The following is a 16,241-nucleotide window of genomic DNA, read 5'->3' on the forward strand; positions in this document are numbered from 1 at the left end:
AGACTAGCACTACGCGTTAAATACATAAGCTTTGAATTGCCGATGACACTTGATTTGGCTCCAAAATATAATCGAAAGTTAACGCTTGTGCTGATAGATCAGGTTTACTTTTAACCCAAAAACTTTTTACAGCACCCGATAGCATTTTTACATCATTCATATCATTTCCAAAGGCAATATATTGATTGATACCAAGTAAGCCTAGTGTACTGCTCTTATTGATACCTTTTGAGGTCATGTCCAGATTTCCTTCACCACTATGTTCTATTAATTCTAAATCTGTATTTGCCCTTATCCTATTGGTAATCTGTGACATTTGCTGATTGCTTATCCCTAAAAGAATGGCTTTAATAGGACTTTGAATTTTTTCAATCGGGACATTCTTTGCCAATCCATCTGGATCAAGTTGCCTAATAATGGCATTTTCTGAAGAAACTTGTGCTGAATAATTCCACTTTCCATCCACCACATATTCCAAATTGTATTTCTTTATCAGCCGCTTTAAATAGTCGAAATCGTTTTCAGAAATAGGAGACATAACTTTTATAGTATCTGCTATAGAAACTATAGCGCCGTTTCCACCAATTAACATATGATGTTGAAATTCTGGAATGATTGGTATTAGATCTCTTATAGGGCGCGCAGATGCGAAAATTATCTGATTACCCATTTTTTCTAGTTTTTTTAGGCTTGTAATAATATCTGGTTCAATGCTTATGCCATTAAAGCTAAGTGTTCCATCAACATCAAATACATAGTTCATGCGTATTAATCCCCTTTGTTTGCAAGTAGCTTGAAAAATGAGAAGCTTGCAAATTTTGCGTTATTATCCAGACTTCTCAAAGTTGATTGATAACCCATTCCCTCTAAACCTTTATCCAATGGTGATAATTCTATAAGTGATTTTTAACAATGATCTTTCCCTACAACACTACAGGAAGGCCATTTTTGCTGACTGCTTTTCAACTTGCTACCAGGAATTTCCCCAACTATACGGGACTCCGAGGTGAATAGCAATGTAAAGTTGCAGGCAACACCAAATCCGCTATAAGGATTGTTGTGACGGCGTTTCCAGCGACTCTTCTTTCCCACACAAAAAGCAGCAACGCATCGCCAATTCAAGCGATACATCGCTGCTAATTATTTTCTATAGGCTAAACTCTATTCAGTCGTAAACTTCATGTAGTCCGCCTTGATGTAAACCGTCTTATCATCCTTCTCATGAACGGCCATAAAACCATTACTATCTGGAAAATCTATTTTAAGGACGTTTTTCCCATCGACTTCGAAGGTATAGATCCCAGCATCCAACCCTTTGGCCCCACTAGAATACTCAAGCGATACTATTTTATTCGTCATTAACAATCCCCTCCTGAAAAAAGACTACACCTCTAAATCATTTAGCACAATAGCTAGAGTAAAAATATCGTTTCTTAATTGTTTATTATCGTTAAACAATATGTTATTATTGATAATGAATAATTCGATAAGGAGATGTTAACCATGTCAAAGTGGTTAAAATTCGGGATTAACTGTGTCATTGTTCTGGGGAGAATTAGTATCGTCTTTGCTTATCTCTTGATTATCCTGCCATTAGGCAACTTTTACCCTGTTATTAAAGGGACACTACCAAAAACCATTCTGCATAATGACAACTTTCTATTATTACCAGGAAAACACACCGTCACGGCTGCGGCAATGCAGAGTTTTCCAAGCTGGCCATACGCCATCCTAATTTTAATTGGAAGTATCATTCTCATTTGGGCAATCATTAAGCACCTAAAGGCACTCATCATAATTCTGACAAATCTTCGCGATGCTGATTACTTTGCTGTCACTACCGTGGGCGCTCTGAAACAACTTTTCATTGCTCGAATCGCCATGATTATCGGTGACCTTTTCCTTGCAAGCGGCAATCAGCTAACCCGAAGTTGGTTTTACCTAGTGAACAACGACGGCGTCATGGGGGCAACTTGGTCGTCAGCCGTTGCCGATGTTTGGATGGCCATCTTCTTCGGCGTCATCTACGTTGCCTACCGGTACACCTTGACCCTTAAAGCCGAAAACGATTTAACTATTTAGGAGGTCTATCATGGTCAAATTAACTCTAAACGTAGTGATGGCTGAACGCAATATCACCAGCCGAGAACTAGCAGCGGCCATCGACATCACCCCCGCCAACCTCTCAATTCTGAAAACGGGCAAGGCCAAGGCCATCCGCTTCAGCACGCTGGCCAAGATCTGCAAAGTTCTCGACTGCCAGCCGGGAGATATTCTAAAATACATTGACGACTAACGTGCGATACAAGCTAGTTACTAGTTAGCATTAACGTTTCAACTGTATAAAACAGCGCACCAAAAGCGAGTCTGGAATCTTATCCCAGGCCCGCTTTTTCGTAATCCATTATCTTTTCTTTAGCACAACCCAATTCGGTTCAGTTGGCACCGGTTCGCCCACAAGCTACTTCAACTGCGCAACCACAAAAGCATAGCCATTGTAGTCGCGATATTTATTAGTAGACGAGTGATCGATAATTTCCAATCCCACTTGATAATTCTTCAGGCTCTTCCGCTTGGCAGCGCCGTAACCCTCAGCAGCCAATAGCTTCTTGACCTGCTTGATGCGCGTCGCGGTTGGCTGGTCACGGGACTTCTTCAGATACTTCGTAATTGTCGGGAAGGTCTTTAACTTCTGATAGTTCGCCGTCTTCGGGTGCATGACCGGCAGCACAATCTCATCCGAACTGTAGCGCCCGTCCTTAATTATCGCAATCCGGCTCAGATCCAGCGTCAGCGGGCTGTTCGGGAACAACTTCAATATTGCTCGCGTCGTTCCCTGAGATGGCGACAGCTTCACATACTTGTTGTAATCCCCATTCCGCTTAAAGATCCACAGCGGCGTGAAGCGGTTCGTCAACATATCGTTGGCCAGCCCTTCCTCCATGAAGCCGTGCCAAACATAGCCCTGCTTGATCTGATTGCGCCCAATCTGCCCGTCGACCCGGTAATACCAAGAGTAGGTGTTACCATGCTTGAGGTGTAGCCGCGCGGTACTGGTCCAGGTCAAGTTGGGATAGGGTTTCAAATTGCCCAGTTTCTTCGTATGCGCGCGATTCCAGATGTTAATCGACTTCTTGGCATTGACCGACCGCAATAACGTCGTCTCTGTATACCAATTTAGCTTGACCGTCTTATATGGCGTCGCCGCCAGGGCAGTATTGGTCATGCCCCAAAGGCCACCGAGCACGGCAATGCCCAGTAACGCGGTCCATATCTTCTTTTTCATTTTGTTCTCCTCCGAATTTCCTCTGACTCCTAGTAAGCCGTGTCATCCGCGATTGGCGTGAAGTAAGTCTGACTGCCGAGCTTGTACAGACTGTAGTAGACCCCCGGCATATCATCATCCGAAAAACCCGCCCGATGCTGAGGCTGATGTAAATTCTTCATGGTCAACCGATACTGGGTCTGACCGCGCTTCGCCACGTGCTTCAACGTTACCCCCTTAATCTTGTGACTGAAGTACAGGTAGCGCGTTGCCCCCTTCACCTGCGTCCGATTAATCTTGGCCGATTGTAACGGCTTCGGAGTCGCCGTCCCGGTAGTGGCCACGTACTTATGAATTTCGAGATAGCCATCCGAGGTGACTTGAACCTGCCGTTTGCTGGTCAGCTTACCAATCGCCGACTTGCCCCCAAGGTAGAGGTCGCCGTGACTCCAGGTTGGCAAATAGACTGGCCGCTTAACCTGTTTGAAGGCGGCTGGACTAACCGTGAGATCCCGAACACTGGGCACGTAGCTCGGGTGCTGCGTGAAGGCCGTCTTCAAGACATGATAGCTCAACTCGTTATCGTGATTGATCGACAATGCCTGTTTCTTACTAGTGATATGATACTTCTGGCCAGAAACAACCGTATTCTTGGGAATCTTGACGGTCTTTGATGCAAAGGTTCCGTCGGGATGGTTAGCCGTCACCTTGACCGTCACGGCCTTGGTTGACCGGTAGAACGTACTCGTGTAGAGATAATCACGAGGGACCTGGCTCTTGCCAATCTTCACGGTTGCCGATTTGGCACTGGCCTGCGTTCCCAGTCCAACTACGCCCACCATCAAGGTAACTATGATGAGACCTAACTTTGCGCTTATTTTCATTGTAAAATCTCCCCTTTACTTAAAAATCCACGTCCGATCTATGTAATTGCTAACGATTCATCCCCGAAATAAATTGGTATCGATTACGTCTTCATTGTCGCGCAAATGCGGTGAGATTGCTATAGGCTATTTGCGCTAAGCGCTATCTACGAACCTTTAAACAAAAAAGTTGCCACTTAATATCGGCAACTTTTCTCTCTCGTCTATTAATTAAAATAACTTAAATCCGAGGCCAGCGTCGGATAAGCCGTAATCGTCTGGCCAATCTCCGCGCTACCCATATGATTTTCAATCACGAAATCCAGGTAGTTGATGAGCTGTTCGGCTTCGCTACTCAGGACTGCCGCGCCAACAATGTGTTGCGTCGTCCGATCCACGACCACTTTAATTCTCGCGTGGGGATCTTGAATCCGCTGATAGCTGTACCAGTGGGTCAGATCAAGATCAGTAACCTGATACTTATCCGGTGCCGCTGTGGCCTCAGCCGTCGTCACACCCAATTGGGCCAGTTGTGCCTTGCCATAGACCACGGATGGAATCGTCGGATACACGATATCCGGTGAATCGCAAGTCGTCAGCGTTTGAGTCAAGTAGCGGCCTTCAAAACCAGCGACCGGCGTCAATTTAGGCTGGGGCCGGTCGACCACATCACCTAACGCAAAGATATGTGGATTGGTGGTCTGTAGATTGCCATTGACCGTGATACCATGCGTCGTCGTAGCCACATTGACGCGGTCCAGATGCAGATCATCCACGACCGGTTGACGACCAGCGGTGGCGAAGACCATCCCCGTCGTCCAGCTGTCCCCAACGGTCGTCGTGACCTTGAACTGGTCATCGGCGGGGGCAACGGTCGTAATCGTCGTATTCAGCTGCACGTCGACGCCTTCCGCCCTGAGCCGCTCCAACAAGTCATTGACCAGGTCGCCATCAAAGGCGCGCAGTGGCCGGTCGCTGTGATGGATCAGGTGAACGCGACTACCGGCCGCGTTAGCGATTGACGCCAGTTCAACGCCCACGTAGCCCGCCCCCATCAGGGTAATGTCGGCTGGTAAATTATCCAAGTCTAAGAATTCATTACTGGTATTCAACCATTCGGCCCCGTCGATGGCGGGAATCCGTGGTTCCTGACCAGTCGCCACGATCCAGTTGGCCGAATTGAGTTGGTCATCACCGACCGTCAACGTGCCGTCTGCATTAAAGCTGGCCGCCCCGTGGAACGTGGCAATCTTAGCTGCTTCCAGGCCGCCGTGCGTCCCCGCCGGAATCTTGGTCGTGTAGGCACGCTTAGCCGCCATCAGGGCCGGCCAATCGATCTGCGGCACACTGGTTAGGCCGTGGCCTTGCAGGGCTTCTGCACGACCCTGTGCCTCGACTGCAGCCATCAGAATTTTCTTGGGATCACAGCCCCGGTTGGGACACGTCCCACCCCAGAGATCCTTTTCAACAACGGCAACGCTCAGTCCTTGTGCGTGTAACCCATACGCTGCGGCTAACCCACCGGGGCCGCCACCAATCACAACGATATCGAACTCTTGCATCTGCATGAACCTTCCCTTCTTGGAAAACCTGATAGGATCTGGCTAGCATCATGCTTTAGCCAAGGCAATCCTACCAATCGACCACTATCCGTCAGGTAAACGCGGAACAGCTCAAGATACTCTGCCCTTTTACCCGGCTATATGGTCAATTCTAGCACGGAAACGGGTTATTCCTGACCAATTTGCCTATTTACCTTTTCATGACGCAGCGTTCTGACAAGTTGGTAGCCCGTATAGCAGATGACGAGCAACCCGGTAATCAGATAGACCGGTCCGGCTGGAAAGTTCTGGAAGAAGGCCCCATAGGCGATGGTACCCGCAGGTAAGGCCAGCGTCATCAGCGTGCTAAACGTTGACCCCACCCGGCCGAGCAGCTTGGTGGGCACCGTCATCTGCATGTAGACCGACATCGGCGTATTGATGAAGGCGAGGACCAGGCCAATGGCGACAGCCCAGACGATCAGACCAACCACCAGATAGTTGCCGGTCAGCGTGCTGAGGAAGATGATGCCCAACAGGGTAATCCCGACCCCGGTCAGCACACACAGCCGGAGCACCGCGAGAAGTACTTTTTTAAACGACGGTAATACGGAGAGAATGAGGTTACCCACCAGGATTCCTCCGGCAAAGCCGCTCATGACCAGGCTCAAATTGGCATTCCCAAGATGCCGCTCCTGCACGATGGCGTAGGGTAAGCCGACGTCGATTGAACTCAGTAGAAAGTTCAGCCCAACCCCCAGTACAACGACCGACCGAAGTGTGAGGCGATTCTTGATGTAGACCAAGCCAATCTTGAATTGTTGCCACTCACCGCCATCCGTATCCGGCACGTCCTCGGCTGGAAGTGGATAGAAGTGCATGCTTAATGCAATCAGCAGGACCAACACTTCCGCCGCAATTTCCACGCGAATGATTCCGCTAAAGCCAATCCACCCATACAGTGCTGCAGCCAGGATCGGTGACAGCAACTGGATGCCGGCCGTAGCCGCCTGCTCGATGGTTGCGAGCGTCTTGACGTGCTTGTCGTTGACCAGCTCATGCACCGCCGCGGTAAACGTCGTATTGGTCACCTTGTCGCAACAGGCGATGACGACCAGCAGTAACACCGCTAGTAGCATGGGATCGTTGATATTAGCCGTCAACACAGCGTACAGCACCAAGGCGACAATGACCGTTGCTTTACTCAGTAAGATGAGGGGCTTGTGGCGCCGACGATCCACGAGATTTCCCACCGGCATGACTAATAACAAGCCAATCAGGGGGTAGATGATGGACCCGAGACCAAAGCTAATGGCCGAATGTGTTCGGTGAAGCAGCATCAGCCCCATCGCAAAGCTGAAGGTATCCCCACCCAGCGTGCTAATGATATCGCTACTTGCCGCCCTGATAATTTGAATCGTCGACTGCCGATTACTGATTTGAACGGATTCAGCCATTCGCAATCGCCCCTTTCTTTTGCATCGTTGCTCATTATTGTAGTCGCAATTGTCGCCGATTAATCCTATAATATGTAGCAAATATGCCACATCCCTGAAAGTAGCACTCGCCATGTCCACCATTGGTTCAACTTTAAAGCAGATTCGCCAAGCCAAGGGGTTTACCCAGAAAGAAGTCTACGGAGCAATCGTCTCCCGCTCCTTCGCGAGTCGCCTAGAAAGCGGCCAACACGACATTGCGGCCGAGAAACTCTTTGCGATTCTGGATCGGTTAGGCGTCAGTGCTAACGAGTTTCGCTTCATTCAAAACGATTACCAGCCGACCGCGACCGAGCTGGCCCGCAGTCAGGTCATGTTGGCCTACGACCAGCAGAACTTCCCCCGGATTAGCCATCTCGCGGCACAATACGCTCACAGTGAAAATCCCGCGGAACAGCGCATCGCGGTCGTTGCCAATACGCTGATGATGGCCTTTGACCACCGCACCATGGTCATCACCCCGGCGATGGAAACACTGTGGCAACAGGTCGCACTGACCAAGACCTGGACGCTTCAGGAGATTGACTTCGGCTCGATTCTGCTCGTCTTGACGAGTCTGAAGCATACCCCAATCGCCGCAACGATCCGCAAATATCACTTGGCCTGCGACCGCTACGTCTCGGCAGCCGCCGACCCCTTTCACGTTATGGATTCACGGGCCTCCTTCGACCTAGTCGCGTTGCAACAACTGCTGAGTGAAAAGGCCTATCCCGCGGCACGCGCCTTCAAGCCACAGCTATTGGCCGGCCACACGGAACACTTGACCAGCGACGGTATCCTTGATCAGCAACTGTCGCTGTGGCTCTGGGAGAGTTATTTTGGGGAAGCCGCGCGGGCGCAATCTCTGGGTGACGCACTCCGACAGATGCCAACGCCCCGCTTTCACCTGGGGATTCACGCTCTCCTGCGTGCCTGGGAAGATCGAGCGAAGCTGTACCGCCAGCGAGGTACCGACGTCAGCCGTTAACCGTGTGCTTGTGCTAAAATAATCCCTAGTAATTGTTAGAGGGGGAACACGATGACATTCTATACGTATAGCTATCTCACAACCCACCACAGTACGTGGCAGTATGTGCGGATTGGCCTACTGATTGCGCTATTGATCATCTTCATTGGCCTATTCATGCACTATTTGCGGAACCAGTGGAACGTCAAATATAAAGATCTTAGTATTATCACCGCAACGTTATTATTGCTAGTCCTCGGCCTGCAAATCAATAGTCTGGTCTCGCTCCAATCAGCAACCAAACAAACCGGTCAAATCACCGCGACCGTCCAGCAAGTGGCCCATCAGCTCAAGGTTAAACCGGCCAAGCTCAGCATCAATGCCACCACGACCGGTAGCGACCTACTCGTGAAGTCGCCCAAGGGTTACTACCGTCTGGATTACAACTCGGATGGGTCGGCGTTCGTGCTGGAGAAGATCACGTTGGAGAATCCTAAGATCACGCTGGTAAAGGAGTAGACCATGTTTGTATATTCGGATGTATTTATTAAATTAGTTGTTGGTTTCCTATTTATGACGTTGTTGATCAACTTTTCCGGTAAGGGGAACCTGGCCCCGACCTCGGCAATTGATCAGGTTCAGAACTACGTCTTAGGGGGCATCGTTGGTGGGGTCATCTACAACTCTGCCGTGTCCCTCCTACAATTTGTATTGGTGCTATTGATCTGGTCGCTCCTTATTCTGGTCACCCGTTATTTAAAGATTCATGTCAGAGTCATCGGCAAATTTATCGACGGCGGTCCCATCACGGTGATTCGTGACGGCAAGCTGCTGGTGCACAACTGCCTGAAGGCCAATCTCTCTGCCAAGGAAATTGATTTCAAGCTACGGACGGCGGGCGTCTACCAAATCGACGAGGTCAAGCGAGCTATCGTGGAACAGAATGGTAGTCTGACCGTACTGCGTCAGGGTGACGGCTCGATTCGCTACCCGATTATTGTCGACGGCCAGATTGACCAGGACGTGCTGGAACTGATGAATCACGATGAGACCTGGCTACTGGATCAGTTGCAGCGGCACGGTGTCCAGAATATTCGCGATGTCTACATGGCGAAGTATGAGAATCACCAGTTCGAGATTACACGGTACGATGAGGCTTAGGTCCTAGTAGCAACACTGTGGGCAACGTCCATTCCCCGGTTATCTATTAGTCCTAAAAGTGGTACGCTAATTGTAAGAAATTCGAGGAGGGACTCCGTATGGCCGCAGACCGCTTAATGGAAGAGTGGCAAATCTACAACCGACAGCTCCAGTGCATCGGCACTCGGCGCCGCGAAGAAACGTTAGCGCCCGGTGAATACCACCTGGTCGTCAATGCTTTCATCTTCAATACGGATGGTCAGGTACTGCTGCAGCAACGCTCTCCCAACAAGCTGTATTTCCCCAGCTACTGGGATTCTTCGGTCGGTGGGTCCGTGCAGGCTGGCGAGACGATTATCACGGCGATGCACCGCGAAATGGCGGAAGAAATCGGCTGGGACATCCCCGTGGTGGCGGACGATAACTACCTGATAACGCCCCACTCTCACTGGGTTAGCGCGTGGTTTGCCTTTCAAACAACTCACGCTGCGGCCGACTTTGCCGTTCAACACGACGAACTCCAGCAAGTCACGTTCTTTGATCGTCCGGCGGCCCATGCTCACCTTCACCAGATTGGCTTCGATCCCTATACGGCCGAGCTAGACCGTGCTTGGGACCACCTGCAGTTGGTAGACAACCCTCACTTGTAAATACTTAGGGTCGAACGCGTTTGAACGATTCGACCGTTTTAGCCATATTTTTTGGATCACAAACTCACTTTGCCAAAATACGAAAACAGACAAGAAAGGGAACCACGGTGCAATGACCGTGGTTCCCTTTTCACATGCGCGATTGGTCATTCCCCAGTAACCAATCGCCTATTTACTTATACCGGCTAAACGTGATATCCTGTGAGAACTTATCTATTTGAAATAGCACAGGCACGTCCCCCATTTACCAGTACAGTATGATAACACGACCTTACACTATGGCCGGACAAAAGAATGTCATTAATAACAACGCTTATCAGCATACCAGGTCTTCTTCAAAAAGGAAATGCATTCCGATTTAGCATGTCAGATTTGGAATATTTACCGGTTAAATCTGCATTGAATTGTCTGATTTTCGCCCAATATCGCTTAGTATAAAGCTGACAAGTACTGGTACGGACGATATTCACCCCATGAATTTAATAACGACCATCTCATATGGTATTTCGAAATTTCCATCCCACCTGATGGACTAAAAAGGAACCACGGTAGACTTACCGCAGTTCCTTTCGTCTCATCACCGTAGTCATTCGTGATGATTTATTTATAGGCCTGACTTAACTGCCCCATTACTCTATCGAAGTAGTCTATCAGGTTTTACCGATTGTTGCCCTAGTCATTTTTGAAACTTTTATTTAGTCCTTACGTTTCCGGAATAAACGCCATGCACCGAGGATAAAGGTGCCCATTAACGCACCCAACCAAGCCAATTTCGACTGACCTTCGTTGGTCTGCGGGAGGTCTCCATTGCTGTTGTCCTCAGTAGCCACATCCTGACTAGCCCGGAGTAGTGGATTTTCAAATCCGTCATAACTACCGCCAGTGAAAGTGTCGCCATCGACATCAGAGGTGTGGCTTGCCGCAATCCCATCCGCAGCACCCATATCTGTGAAGTCGGTCGTCGAATTACCAGAACCATTTCCATTAGTTGTTCCAGTCGTGTTATCAGTGTCGGCATCGTCTGAGTCGCTGGTCGTTTGATCAGTCTGAGCATCGCTGTCTGCATCACTGGTCACATCCGTATTGCTATCGGAGCCAGCTTCACTATCGCTGCCAGGATCATTTTCGTTGCCGTTAACATCCCCTGCACCGGCATTGCTGTCGGAGCCTTCTGAGTCGGAGTTTCCAGCGTTACTATCGGAACCCTCTGAATCAGAGTTGCCAGTGTTGCCGTCCGAGCCTTCGGAATCTGAATCGCCGGTATTGCCGTCCGAACCTTCTGAGTCAGAGTCGCCATCATTCCCATCTGAACCTTCTGAATCTGAACCTTCTGAATCTGAATCATCTAAATTGCCGTTGGAGTCGGAATCTTCCGAGTCTGAATCACCAGTGTTTCCATCCGAATCTGAATCGCTAGTGTTACCATCTGAACCCTCTGAGTCAGAGTCACCAGTGTTGCTGTCCGAACCCTCTGAATCTGAGTCACTAGTATTACCCTCTGAACCTTCTGAATCTGAGTCACCCGTGTTACCGTCAGAACCCTCAGAATCCGAATCGCTGGTATTATATGAGCCTTCTGAGTCTGAATCGTTAGTATTGCTGTCCGAACCCTCGGAGTCTGAATCACTGGTATTGCCGTCGGAGCCTTCTGAGTCAGAGTCGCCAGCATTTCCATCTGAACCTTCTGAATCTGAATCGCTGGTGTTGCTATCTGAACCCTCTGAGTCAGAATCACCAGTGTTGCTGTCCGAACCTTCTGAATCAGAGTCACTAGTATTACCCTCTGAACCTTCTGAATCAGAGTCAGTATTGCTGTCCGAACCTTCTGAGTCAGAATCACTAGCATTGCCTTCTGAACCTTCGGAATCCGAGTCGCTAGTATTGCCGTCCGAACCCTCTGAGTCGGAATCGCCGGTGTTGCCATTGGAGCCTTCCGAGTCAGAATCACTGGTGTTATCTGAGCCCTCGGAGTCAGAGTCATCTGTGTTACTGTCAGAACCCTCAGAATCCGAGTTGCCAGTGCTACCGTCGGAACCTTCTGAATCTGAATCACTGGTGTTATCTGAACCCTCGGAATCAGAGTCATCTGTGTTACCGTCGGAACCTTCTGAGTCAGAATCGTCAGTGTTACTGTCGGAACCTTCGGAATCCGAATCGCTGGTATTTCCATCAGAACCCTCGGAGTCGGAATCACTCGTATTGTTGTCGGAACCTTCTGAATCGGAGTCGCTAGTATTGCCGTCGGAGCCTTCCGAGTCTGAATCACTGGTATTACCATCGGAATCCTCGGAGTCGGAATCACTAGTATTGCCTTCTGAACCTTCTGAATCCGAGTCGCCAGTGTTACCGTCGGAGCCTTCTGAGTCGGAATCACCAATATTCCCGTCGGAACCTTCTGAATCCGAGTCACTACTGTTGCCTTCCGAACTCTCAGAATCTGAATCACCAGTGTTACTATCGGAACCTTCTGAATCCGAATCGCTGGTGTTGCCATCAGAACCTTCTGAGTCGGAATCACTCGTATTGCCTTCTGAACCTTCTGAATCCGAGTCGCTACTGTTGCCTTCTGACCCCTCTGAATCTGAATCACCAGTGTTACTATCGGAACCTTCTGAATCCGAATCGCTGATGTTTCCATCAGAACCCTCGGAGTCAGAATCACCAGTGTTACCATCTGAACTTTCTGAGTCTGAATCACTGGTGCTGTCGGAGCCTTCTGAATCCGAATCACTAGTATTACCTTCTGAACCCTCTGAATCTGAATCACCGGCGTTGCCATCAGAACCTTCTGAGTCAGAATCACCAGTGTTGCTGTCGGAGCCTTCTGAATCCGAGTCACCAGTATTGCCATCTGAGCCTTCTGAATCGGAGTCACCAGTACTGCTATCCGAACCATCCGAATCACCTTCAGATGCATTCTCATCGGTATCGTCAGTGTTCTCGTCAGTGTCACCATCTGATTCATCAGTGGTTGTGTCACCACCATCAGAGTCTGTATTTTCATTTCCGGCATCCGACTCATTTGTGTCTGAACCACCAGTATTTTCTTCTGATCCTTCTGAATCCGAGTCACCTGCATCACTGGTAGTCGTGTCAGAATCGTTGGTGTCGGTCTCAGTCGAGTCGGAATCATTGGTGTCACTATTGTTATCTTCTGAGCTTTCATTGTCGGAAACGTCTGGCGTCCCATCTGAACTGGTATCGCCTGTACCATCCGTAGCTAAGTCACCGGTACTCCCATCGGAAGTTCCTGTATCCGGCGCTTCTAAATCCGTATCGGTCCCGGCTGAGTCATCACCATTTGTGGCTCCTGACTGACCGGCGTCCATCCCTTCATTACCAGTAGTCCCAGTGTTACCATTATCGTAATTTCCAGAACCATCCGTGTCCGTCGCTGGTGTCTCGTAATTGTTACTGCCATCAGTGGTCGTCTCAGTACCACCTGCAGTGCTGCCCGTATCCGTAACAGGTTCACTTACACCGGTTGTAACGTCCTGGCTGTTATTGTTTTCACTAACAGTTGTAGTCGAACTACCATTACTTGCACTGTTATTGTTTTCACTAGTTTGTGGCGTCGTGTTAGTTGTGGTCGGGGTAGTGACAGTTGCCGGTTGTGTGTTAACTTCGCTCGTACCGTCCGTCACATTGTCTACCGCTTTAGCTGGCGCTTGTTCCGTCCGTAATGTGTTGGCTTTTGCCGCAACTGGTTGATCTGCAAACATCCCTGTCCCTACCAGTGCAGCTGCCGCGGTGAGCCAGAGGCTCGTTCTTACGTTTTGCGTCATCTTTTCTCCTCCAGATTTCCTTTGTCTTCTGTTCTCTCTGCCGATAATCAATATACTATCAAGTTAACCGATAGAAAGAAACAAAAACCGATTCTGGCAATCAAAAAAGGAACCCCTGCCAACTGACAGTGATTCCTTTCACGAAAAACGTTGATTTAACAGCGTTTATAAAATAAAAACATTTATATCGAAATGATAACGGCTGACAAACATCCTCGTGAATTGCTTAACGGATAGAAATTGCACGCGAATGCCGGGAATGGTAAACAGTCATGAAGTTCCCAGTCGATGTCCAATAAACCTTGTTGGGCCAGCCTTTCTCCATGTATGGATCAGCAACGAGAAACTTCCCATGCTTGTAACCGACTAGAGCCAGAACGTGGTACGGCCGTTGCTGCTGCATCCGCCAAGCCCCAGCGAAGACGACAGCATTGCCACGCTTCACTTCACGGATGAGTTGAGCTTTAGAAGCACCTGTGATGTTTGTGGCTAGCTGATCATATGTCTTGGCATATTTGGTGAGCGGTGCCGGATAGATGGTCCGTGTCTCGCCAGGCCGACTCTCCGTGTAGGGATTGCCAACGAAGCCCTTAGTTGGCGTCTTAGCTTTGGGCATCCGGTTAATGATGGTCTTGAGACTGGTTTTGGTCGCAATCCCCTTAACGGAGAGTGCCATCTTTAAACTAGCGGCTTCACAAGCGTTCGGCGCATATGTAGGGTACAGCTGACTCGTATACGTGTAAGGTAACACATAGGAAGTTGGGAGTTTGACAGCAGTCGCATTGATCCAACCATAGTTATGCCCACGCCGACTTAATTGAAAATACGTCGTCTGGCCTTTCTTAGCAACCTGATTGACTTGCATGAGTTGCCCAGCCAAATTTCCCGCCTTCCGGACACTCTTAACCCCTTTTACGTAAGGTTTATTCCACAGACGCCACCCTTTTGACTTGATCACACGTGAGTTGTACTGACGTCCAGACTTCACCGAATATGTGGTACTAGCACTTGCAGTCTGAACACCTGCGAACACTAGTCCTACAAACGCGGCAATACTTAATAATTTGATTCCTTTTTTCATGCTATTTCCCCCTATTGAATCGCAACTGCGAAATGCTTGTAATTATAACTACGAGCAAACTTGCTTGCGGAAACCCAATATTTCCCTTGGTTCGGGTCCGCAACGTGATAGTGGCCCTTCTTATAACCATCCAGTAACATGACATGACTATTGTTGATGCCAGTGCCCCAGAAGTAATGGCCATACTGTGCCTTCGCAAAGTGAAGCGTCACGTAGACCACAACCGGATTATGTAAACGCAACTGTGACCGCAGCGTGCTCAGACTGGCACCAGTCATGTTCTTAACGGGTTCGTACTGATTACCCCACTTTGCCAATGGCTTGGGGAAGATCGACTGAAAGACGCCAGGCGTGACTTTGTAAGGACTTCCTGCGAAGCCGTTATTCGGGTTGTTATTCTTACTCCGGGGAAGATGCTTCATGAATGCTACCAGTCCAGTGGACTTCAGCACACCTTTATAATGTAAGCCTTCCAGTAAGCTGGCGGATTCACAACCCATCCAAGCCTTAACAGCATTCTGACTGATATAGGGTGCGTTCAAGTTAACAGCGCTGGGTGTCTTCAGGTACTTATGCCAGACCCAACCAGAATAAGCTTTATTGCCATTACTGATAGACGTGACGTAATAATACCGATACTGCTTGCCGTTAGCTTTCTGAATCAGTGCAGACTTACTGATAGCCCATGCTGTCTTGGGAAAGCTGGCTAGATTGTGGTTGGCGGTCATCGTCAGTTGCCCGTCCGTCGTCTTAAATGCGTATGTTTTCCCTTTGGTATTCCCTGTGACCTTTCCAAAGGTCGTGACATTCTTTTGAGAAACGATGTGCTGAGTGGCCGCCTGAGCCGTCACCAAGCCAAAGCTCCCTACAGCAACCCCAGTTAAGAGTGTTGCTAAAATTTTCTTGATCATCTACTAAACCTCTTTCTATGTAGTCATTCTCAGCCCTATTCAATTACTGCAGCAAGGACATACTACAATAATCGATTAACTGGTGACCATGTCATAATCAACTTGATTACGACACGTATTTATCAGGTCCTCACACCTGACACAAAGCCAGTATACAGCCGGATAGTGTCAGAAAACAAGGCCACAGCCACTTCCCTCAGAATCTAAAAGGTCCCCGTAACGCATAGCCGGTTACGGGGACCTCCTATTCTGATAAGCCGCTTATTGGATTTGAACCAACGACCTCTTCCTTACCATGGAAACGCTCTACCTGCTGAGCTAAAGCGGCATACTACCATTATCGTTGATATTGGAAATAATGGCAATAAAAAAAGAACCCTCACAGGGTTCTTTCGTTCGCGTGGCAACGTCCTATCCTCGCAGGGGGCGATCCCCCAACTACTATCGGCGTGCTAAAGCTTAACTTCCGTGTTCGGCATGGGAACGGGTGTATCCTTTAGGCTATCGCCACCACACTATAAGAGAACTTCTTCCCTCAAAACTAGATATTATTCAATTATTTT

The 16,241-nt window shown here is 48.9% G+C and carries 15 protein-coding genes, 1 tRNA gene and 1 rRNA gene; 6 read left to right on the forward strand and 11 right to left on the reverse strand.

Annotated elements, in window-relative coordinates:
• Positions 1 to 16 precede the first annotated feature (16 nt).
• Positions 17 to 763 (reverse strand): HAD-IIB family hydrolase, encoded by a 747-nt coding sequence (locus EKM73_RS07495; RefSeq protein ID WP_125701350.1) that lies wholly within the window; start codon positions 761 to 763, stop codon positions 17 to 19.
• A 398-nt stretch (positions 764 to 1,161) separates the two neighbouring features.
• Positions 1,162 to 1,359 (reverse strand): hypothetical protein, encoded by a 198-nt coding sequence (locus EKM73_RS07500; RefSeq protein ID WP_125701351.1) that lies wholly within the window; start codon positions 1,357 to 1,359, stop codon positions 1,162 to 1,164.
• Positions 1,360 to 1,503: 144 nt separating this feature from the next.
• Here EKM73_RS07500 and EKM73_RS07505 point away from each other — a divergent pair, with 144 nt between their 5' ends.
• Complete coding sequence (locus tag EKM73_RS07505; protein WP_164508890.1) at positions 1,504 to 2,082, forward strand: DUF2975 domain-containing protein; 579 nt, start codon at positions 1,504 to 1,506, stop codon at positions 2,080 to 2,082.
• Positions 2,083 to 2,092: 10 nt separating this feature from the next.
• Positions 2,093 to 2,296 (forward strand): helix-turn-helix domain-containing protein, encoded by a 204-nt coding sequence (locus tag EKM73_RS07510; RefSeq protein ID WP_125701353.1) that lies wholly within the window; start codon positions 2,093 to 2,095, stop codon positions 2,294 to 2,296.
• Between the two features lie 165 nt (positions 2,297 to 2,461).
• Here EKM73_RS07510 and EKM73_RS07515 read toward each other — a convergent pair whose 3' ends face one another.
• The 4 genes from EKM73_RS07515 to EKM73_RS07530 form a co-directional block, all read right to left on the reverse strand.
• Positions 2,462 to 3,286, reverse strand: coding sequence for a hypothetical protein (locus tag EKM73_RS07515; protein WP_125701354.1), 825 nt, complete (start codon positions 3,284 to 3,286; stop codon positions 2,462 to 2,464).
• Positions 3,287 to 3,315: 29 nt separating this feature from the next.
• On the reverse strand, positions 3,316 to 4,149 hold the full coding sequence (locus tag EKM73_RS07520) for a hypothetical protein (RefSeq protein ID WP_125701355.1): 834 nt from the start codon (positions 4,147 to 4,149) through the stop codon (positions 3,316 to 3,318).
• Between the two features lie 206 nt (positions 4,150 to 4,355).
• Positions 4,356 to 5,696 carry a dihydrolipoyl dehydrogenase family protein gene (locus EKM73_RS07525; RefSeq protein WP_225421341.1) on the reverse strand — a complete coding sequence of 447 codons (1,341 nt, stop codon included), beginning with the start codon at positions 5,694 to 5,696 and terminating at the stop codon, positions 4,356 to 4,358.
• A 161-nt stretch (positions 5,697 to 5,857) separates the two neighbouring features.
• The gene (locus EKM73_RS07530; RefSeq protein WP_125701356.1) at positions 5,858 to 7,126 is read right to left on the reverse strand and encodes an MFS transporter; all 1,269 of its coding nucleotides are present in this window, start codon (positions 7,124 to 7,126) and stop codon (positions 5,858 to 5,860) included.
• A 112-nt stretch (positions 7,127 to 7,238) separates the two neighbouring features.
• On the opposite strand from EKM73_RS07530, the gene EKM73_RS07535 reads away from it, so the two are divergent.
• From EKM73_RS07535 to EKM73_RS07550, 4 genes are all read left to right on the forward strand, one after another.
• Positions 7,239 to 8,132, forward strand: coding sequence for a helix-turn-helix domain-containing protein (locus EKM73_RS07535; RefSeq protein WP_125701357.1), 894 nt, complete (start codon positions 7,239 to 7,241; stop codon positions 8,130 to 8,132).
• Between the two features lie 51 nt (positions 8,133 to 8,183).
• Complete coding sequence (locus EKM73_RS07540) at positions 8,184 to 8,630, forward strand: DUF3290 domain-containing protein (protein WP_125701358.1); 447 nt, start codon at positions 8,184 to 8,186, stop codon at positions 8,628 to 8,630.
• A gap of 3 nt (positions 8,631 to 8,633) precedes the next feature.
• Positions 8,634 to 9,272, forward strand: coding sequence for a DUF421 domain-containing protein (locus EKM73_RS07545; RefSeq protein WP_125701359.1), 639 nt, complete (start codon positions 8,634 to 8,636; stop codon positions 9,270 to 9,272).
• Between the two features lie 98 nt (positions 9,273 to 9,370).
• Positions 9,371 to 9,901: an NUDIX hydrolase gene (locus EKM73_RS07550; protein WP_125701360.1), complete on the forward strand. Its 531-nt coding sequence runs from the start codon at positions 9,371 to 9,373 to the stop codon at positions 9,899 to 9,901.
• Positions 9,902 to 10,596: 695 nt separating this feature from the next.
• Here EKM73_RS07550 and EKM73_RS07555 read toward each other — a convergent pair.
• The 5 genes from EKM73_RS07555 to rrf all read right to left on the reverse strand — a co-directional run bounded on the left by EKM73_RS07555 (position 10,597) and on the right by rrf (position 16,193).
• The gene (locus tag EKM73_RS07555; RefSeq protein WP_125701361.1) at positions 10,597 to 13,686 is read right to left on the reverse strand and encodes a beta strand repeat-containing protein; all 3,090 of its coding nucleotides are present in this window, start codon (positions 13,684 to 13,686) and stop codon (positions 10,597 to 10,599) included.
• A gap of 226 nt (positions 13,687 to 13,912) precedes the next feature.
• On the reverse strand, positions 13,913 to 14,767 hold the full coding sequence (locus EKM73_RS07560; RefSeq protein ID WP_125701362.1) for a C39 family peptidase: 855 nt from the start codon (positions 14,765 to 14,767) through the stop codon (positions 13,913 to 13,915).
• 11 nt (positions 14,768 to 14,778) lie between these two features.
• Positions 14,779 to 15,678: a C39 family peptidase gene (locus EKM73_RS07565; RefSeq protein WP_125701363.1), complete on the reverse strand. Its 900-nt coding sequence runs from the start codon at positions 15,676 to 15,678 to the stop codon at positions 14,779 to 14,781.
• Between the two features lie 255 nt (positions 15,679 to 15,933).
• Positions 15,934 to 16,006: transfer RNA gene (locus EKM73_RS07570), tRNA-Thr, on the reverse strand.
• Between the two features lie 70 nt (positions 16,007 to 16,076).
• A 5S ribosomal RNA gene (gene rrf / locus EKM73_RS07575) occupies positions 16,077 to 16,193 on the reverse strand.
• Positions 16,194 to 16,241: the final 48 nt, after the last annotated feature.

The organism is Levilactobacillus fuyuanensis, from assembly GCF_003946395.1.
GTDB lineage: Bacteria > Bacillota > Bacilli > Lactobacillales > Lactobacillaceae > Levilactobacillus > Levilactobacillus fuyuanensis.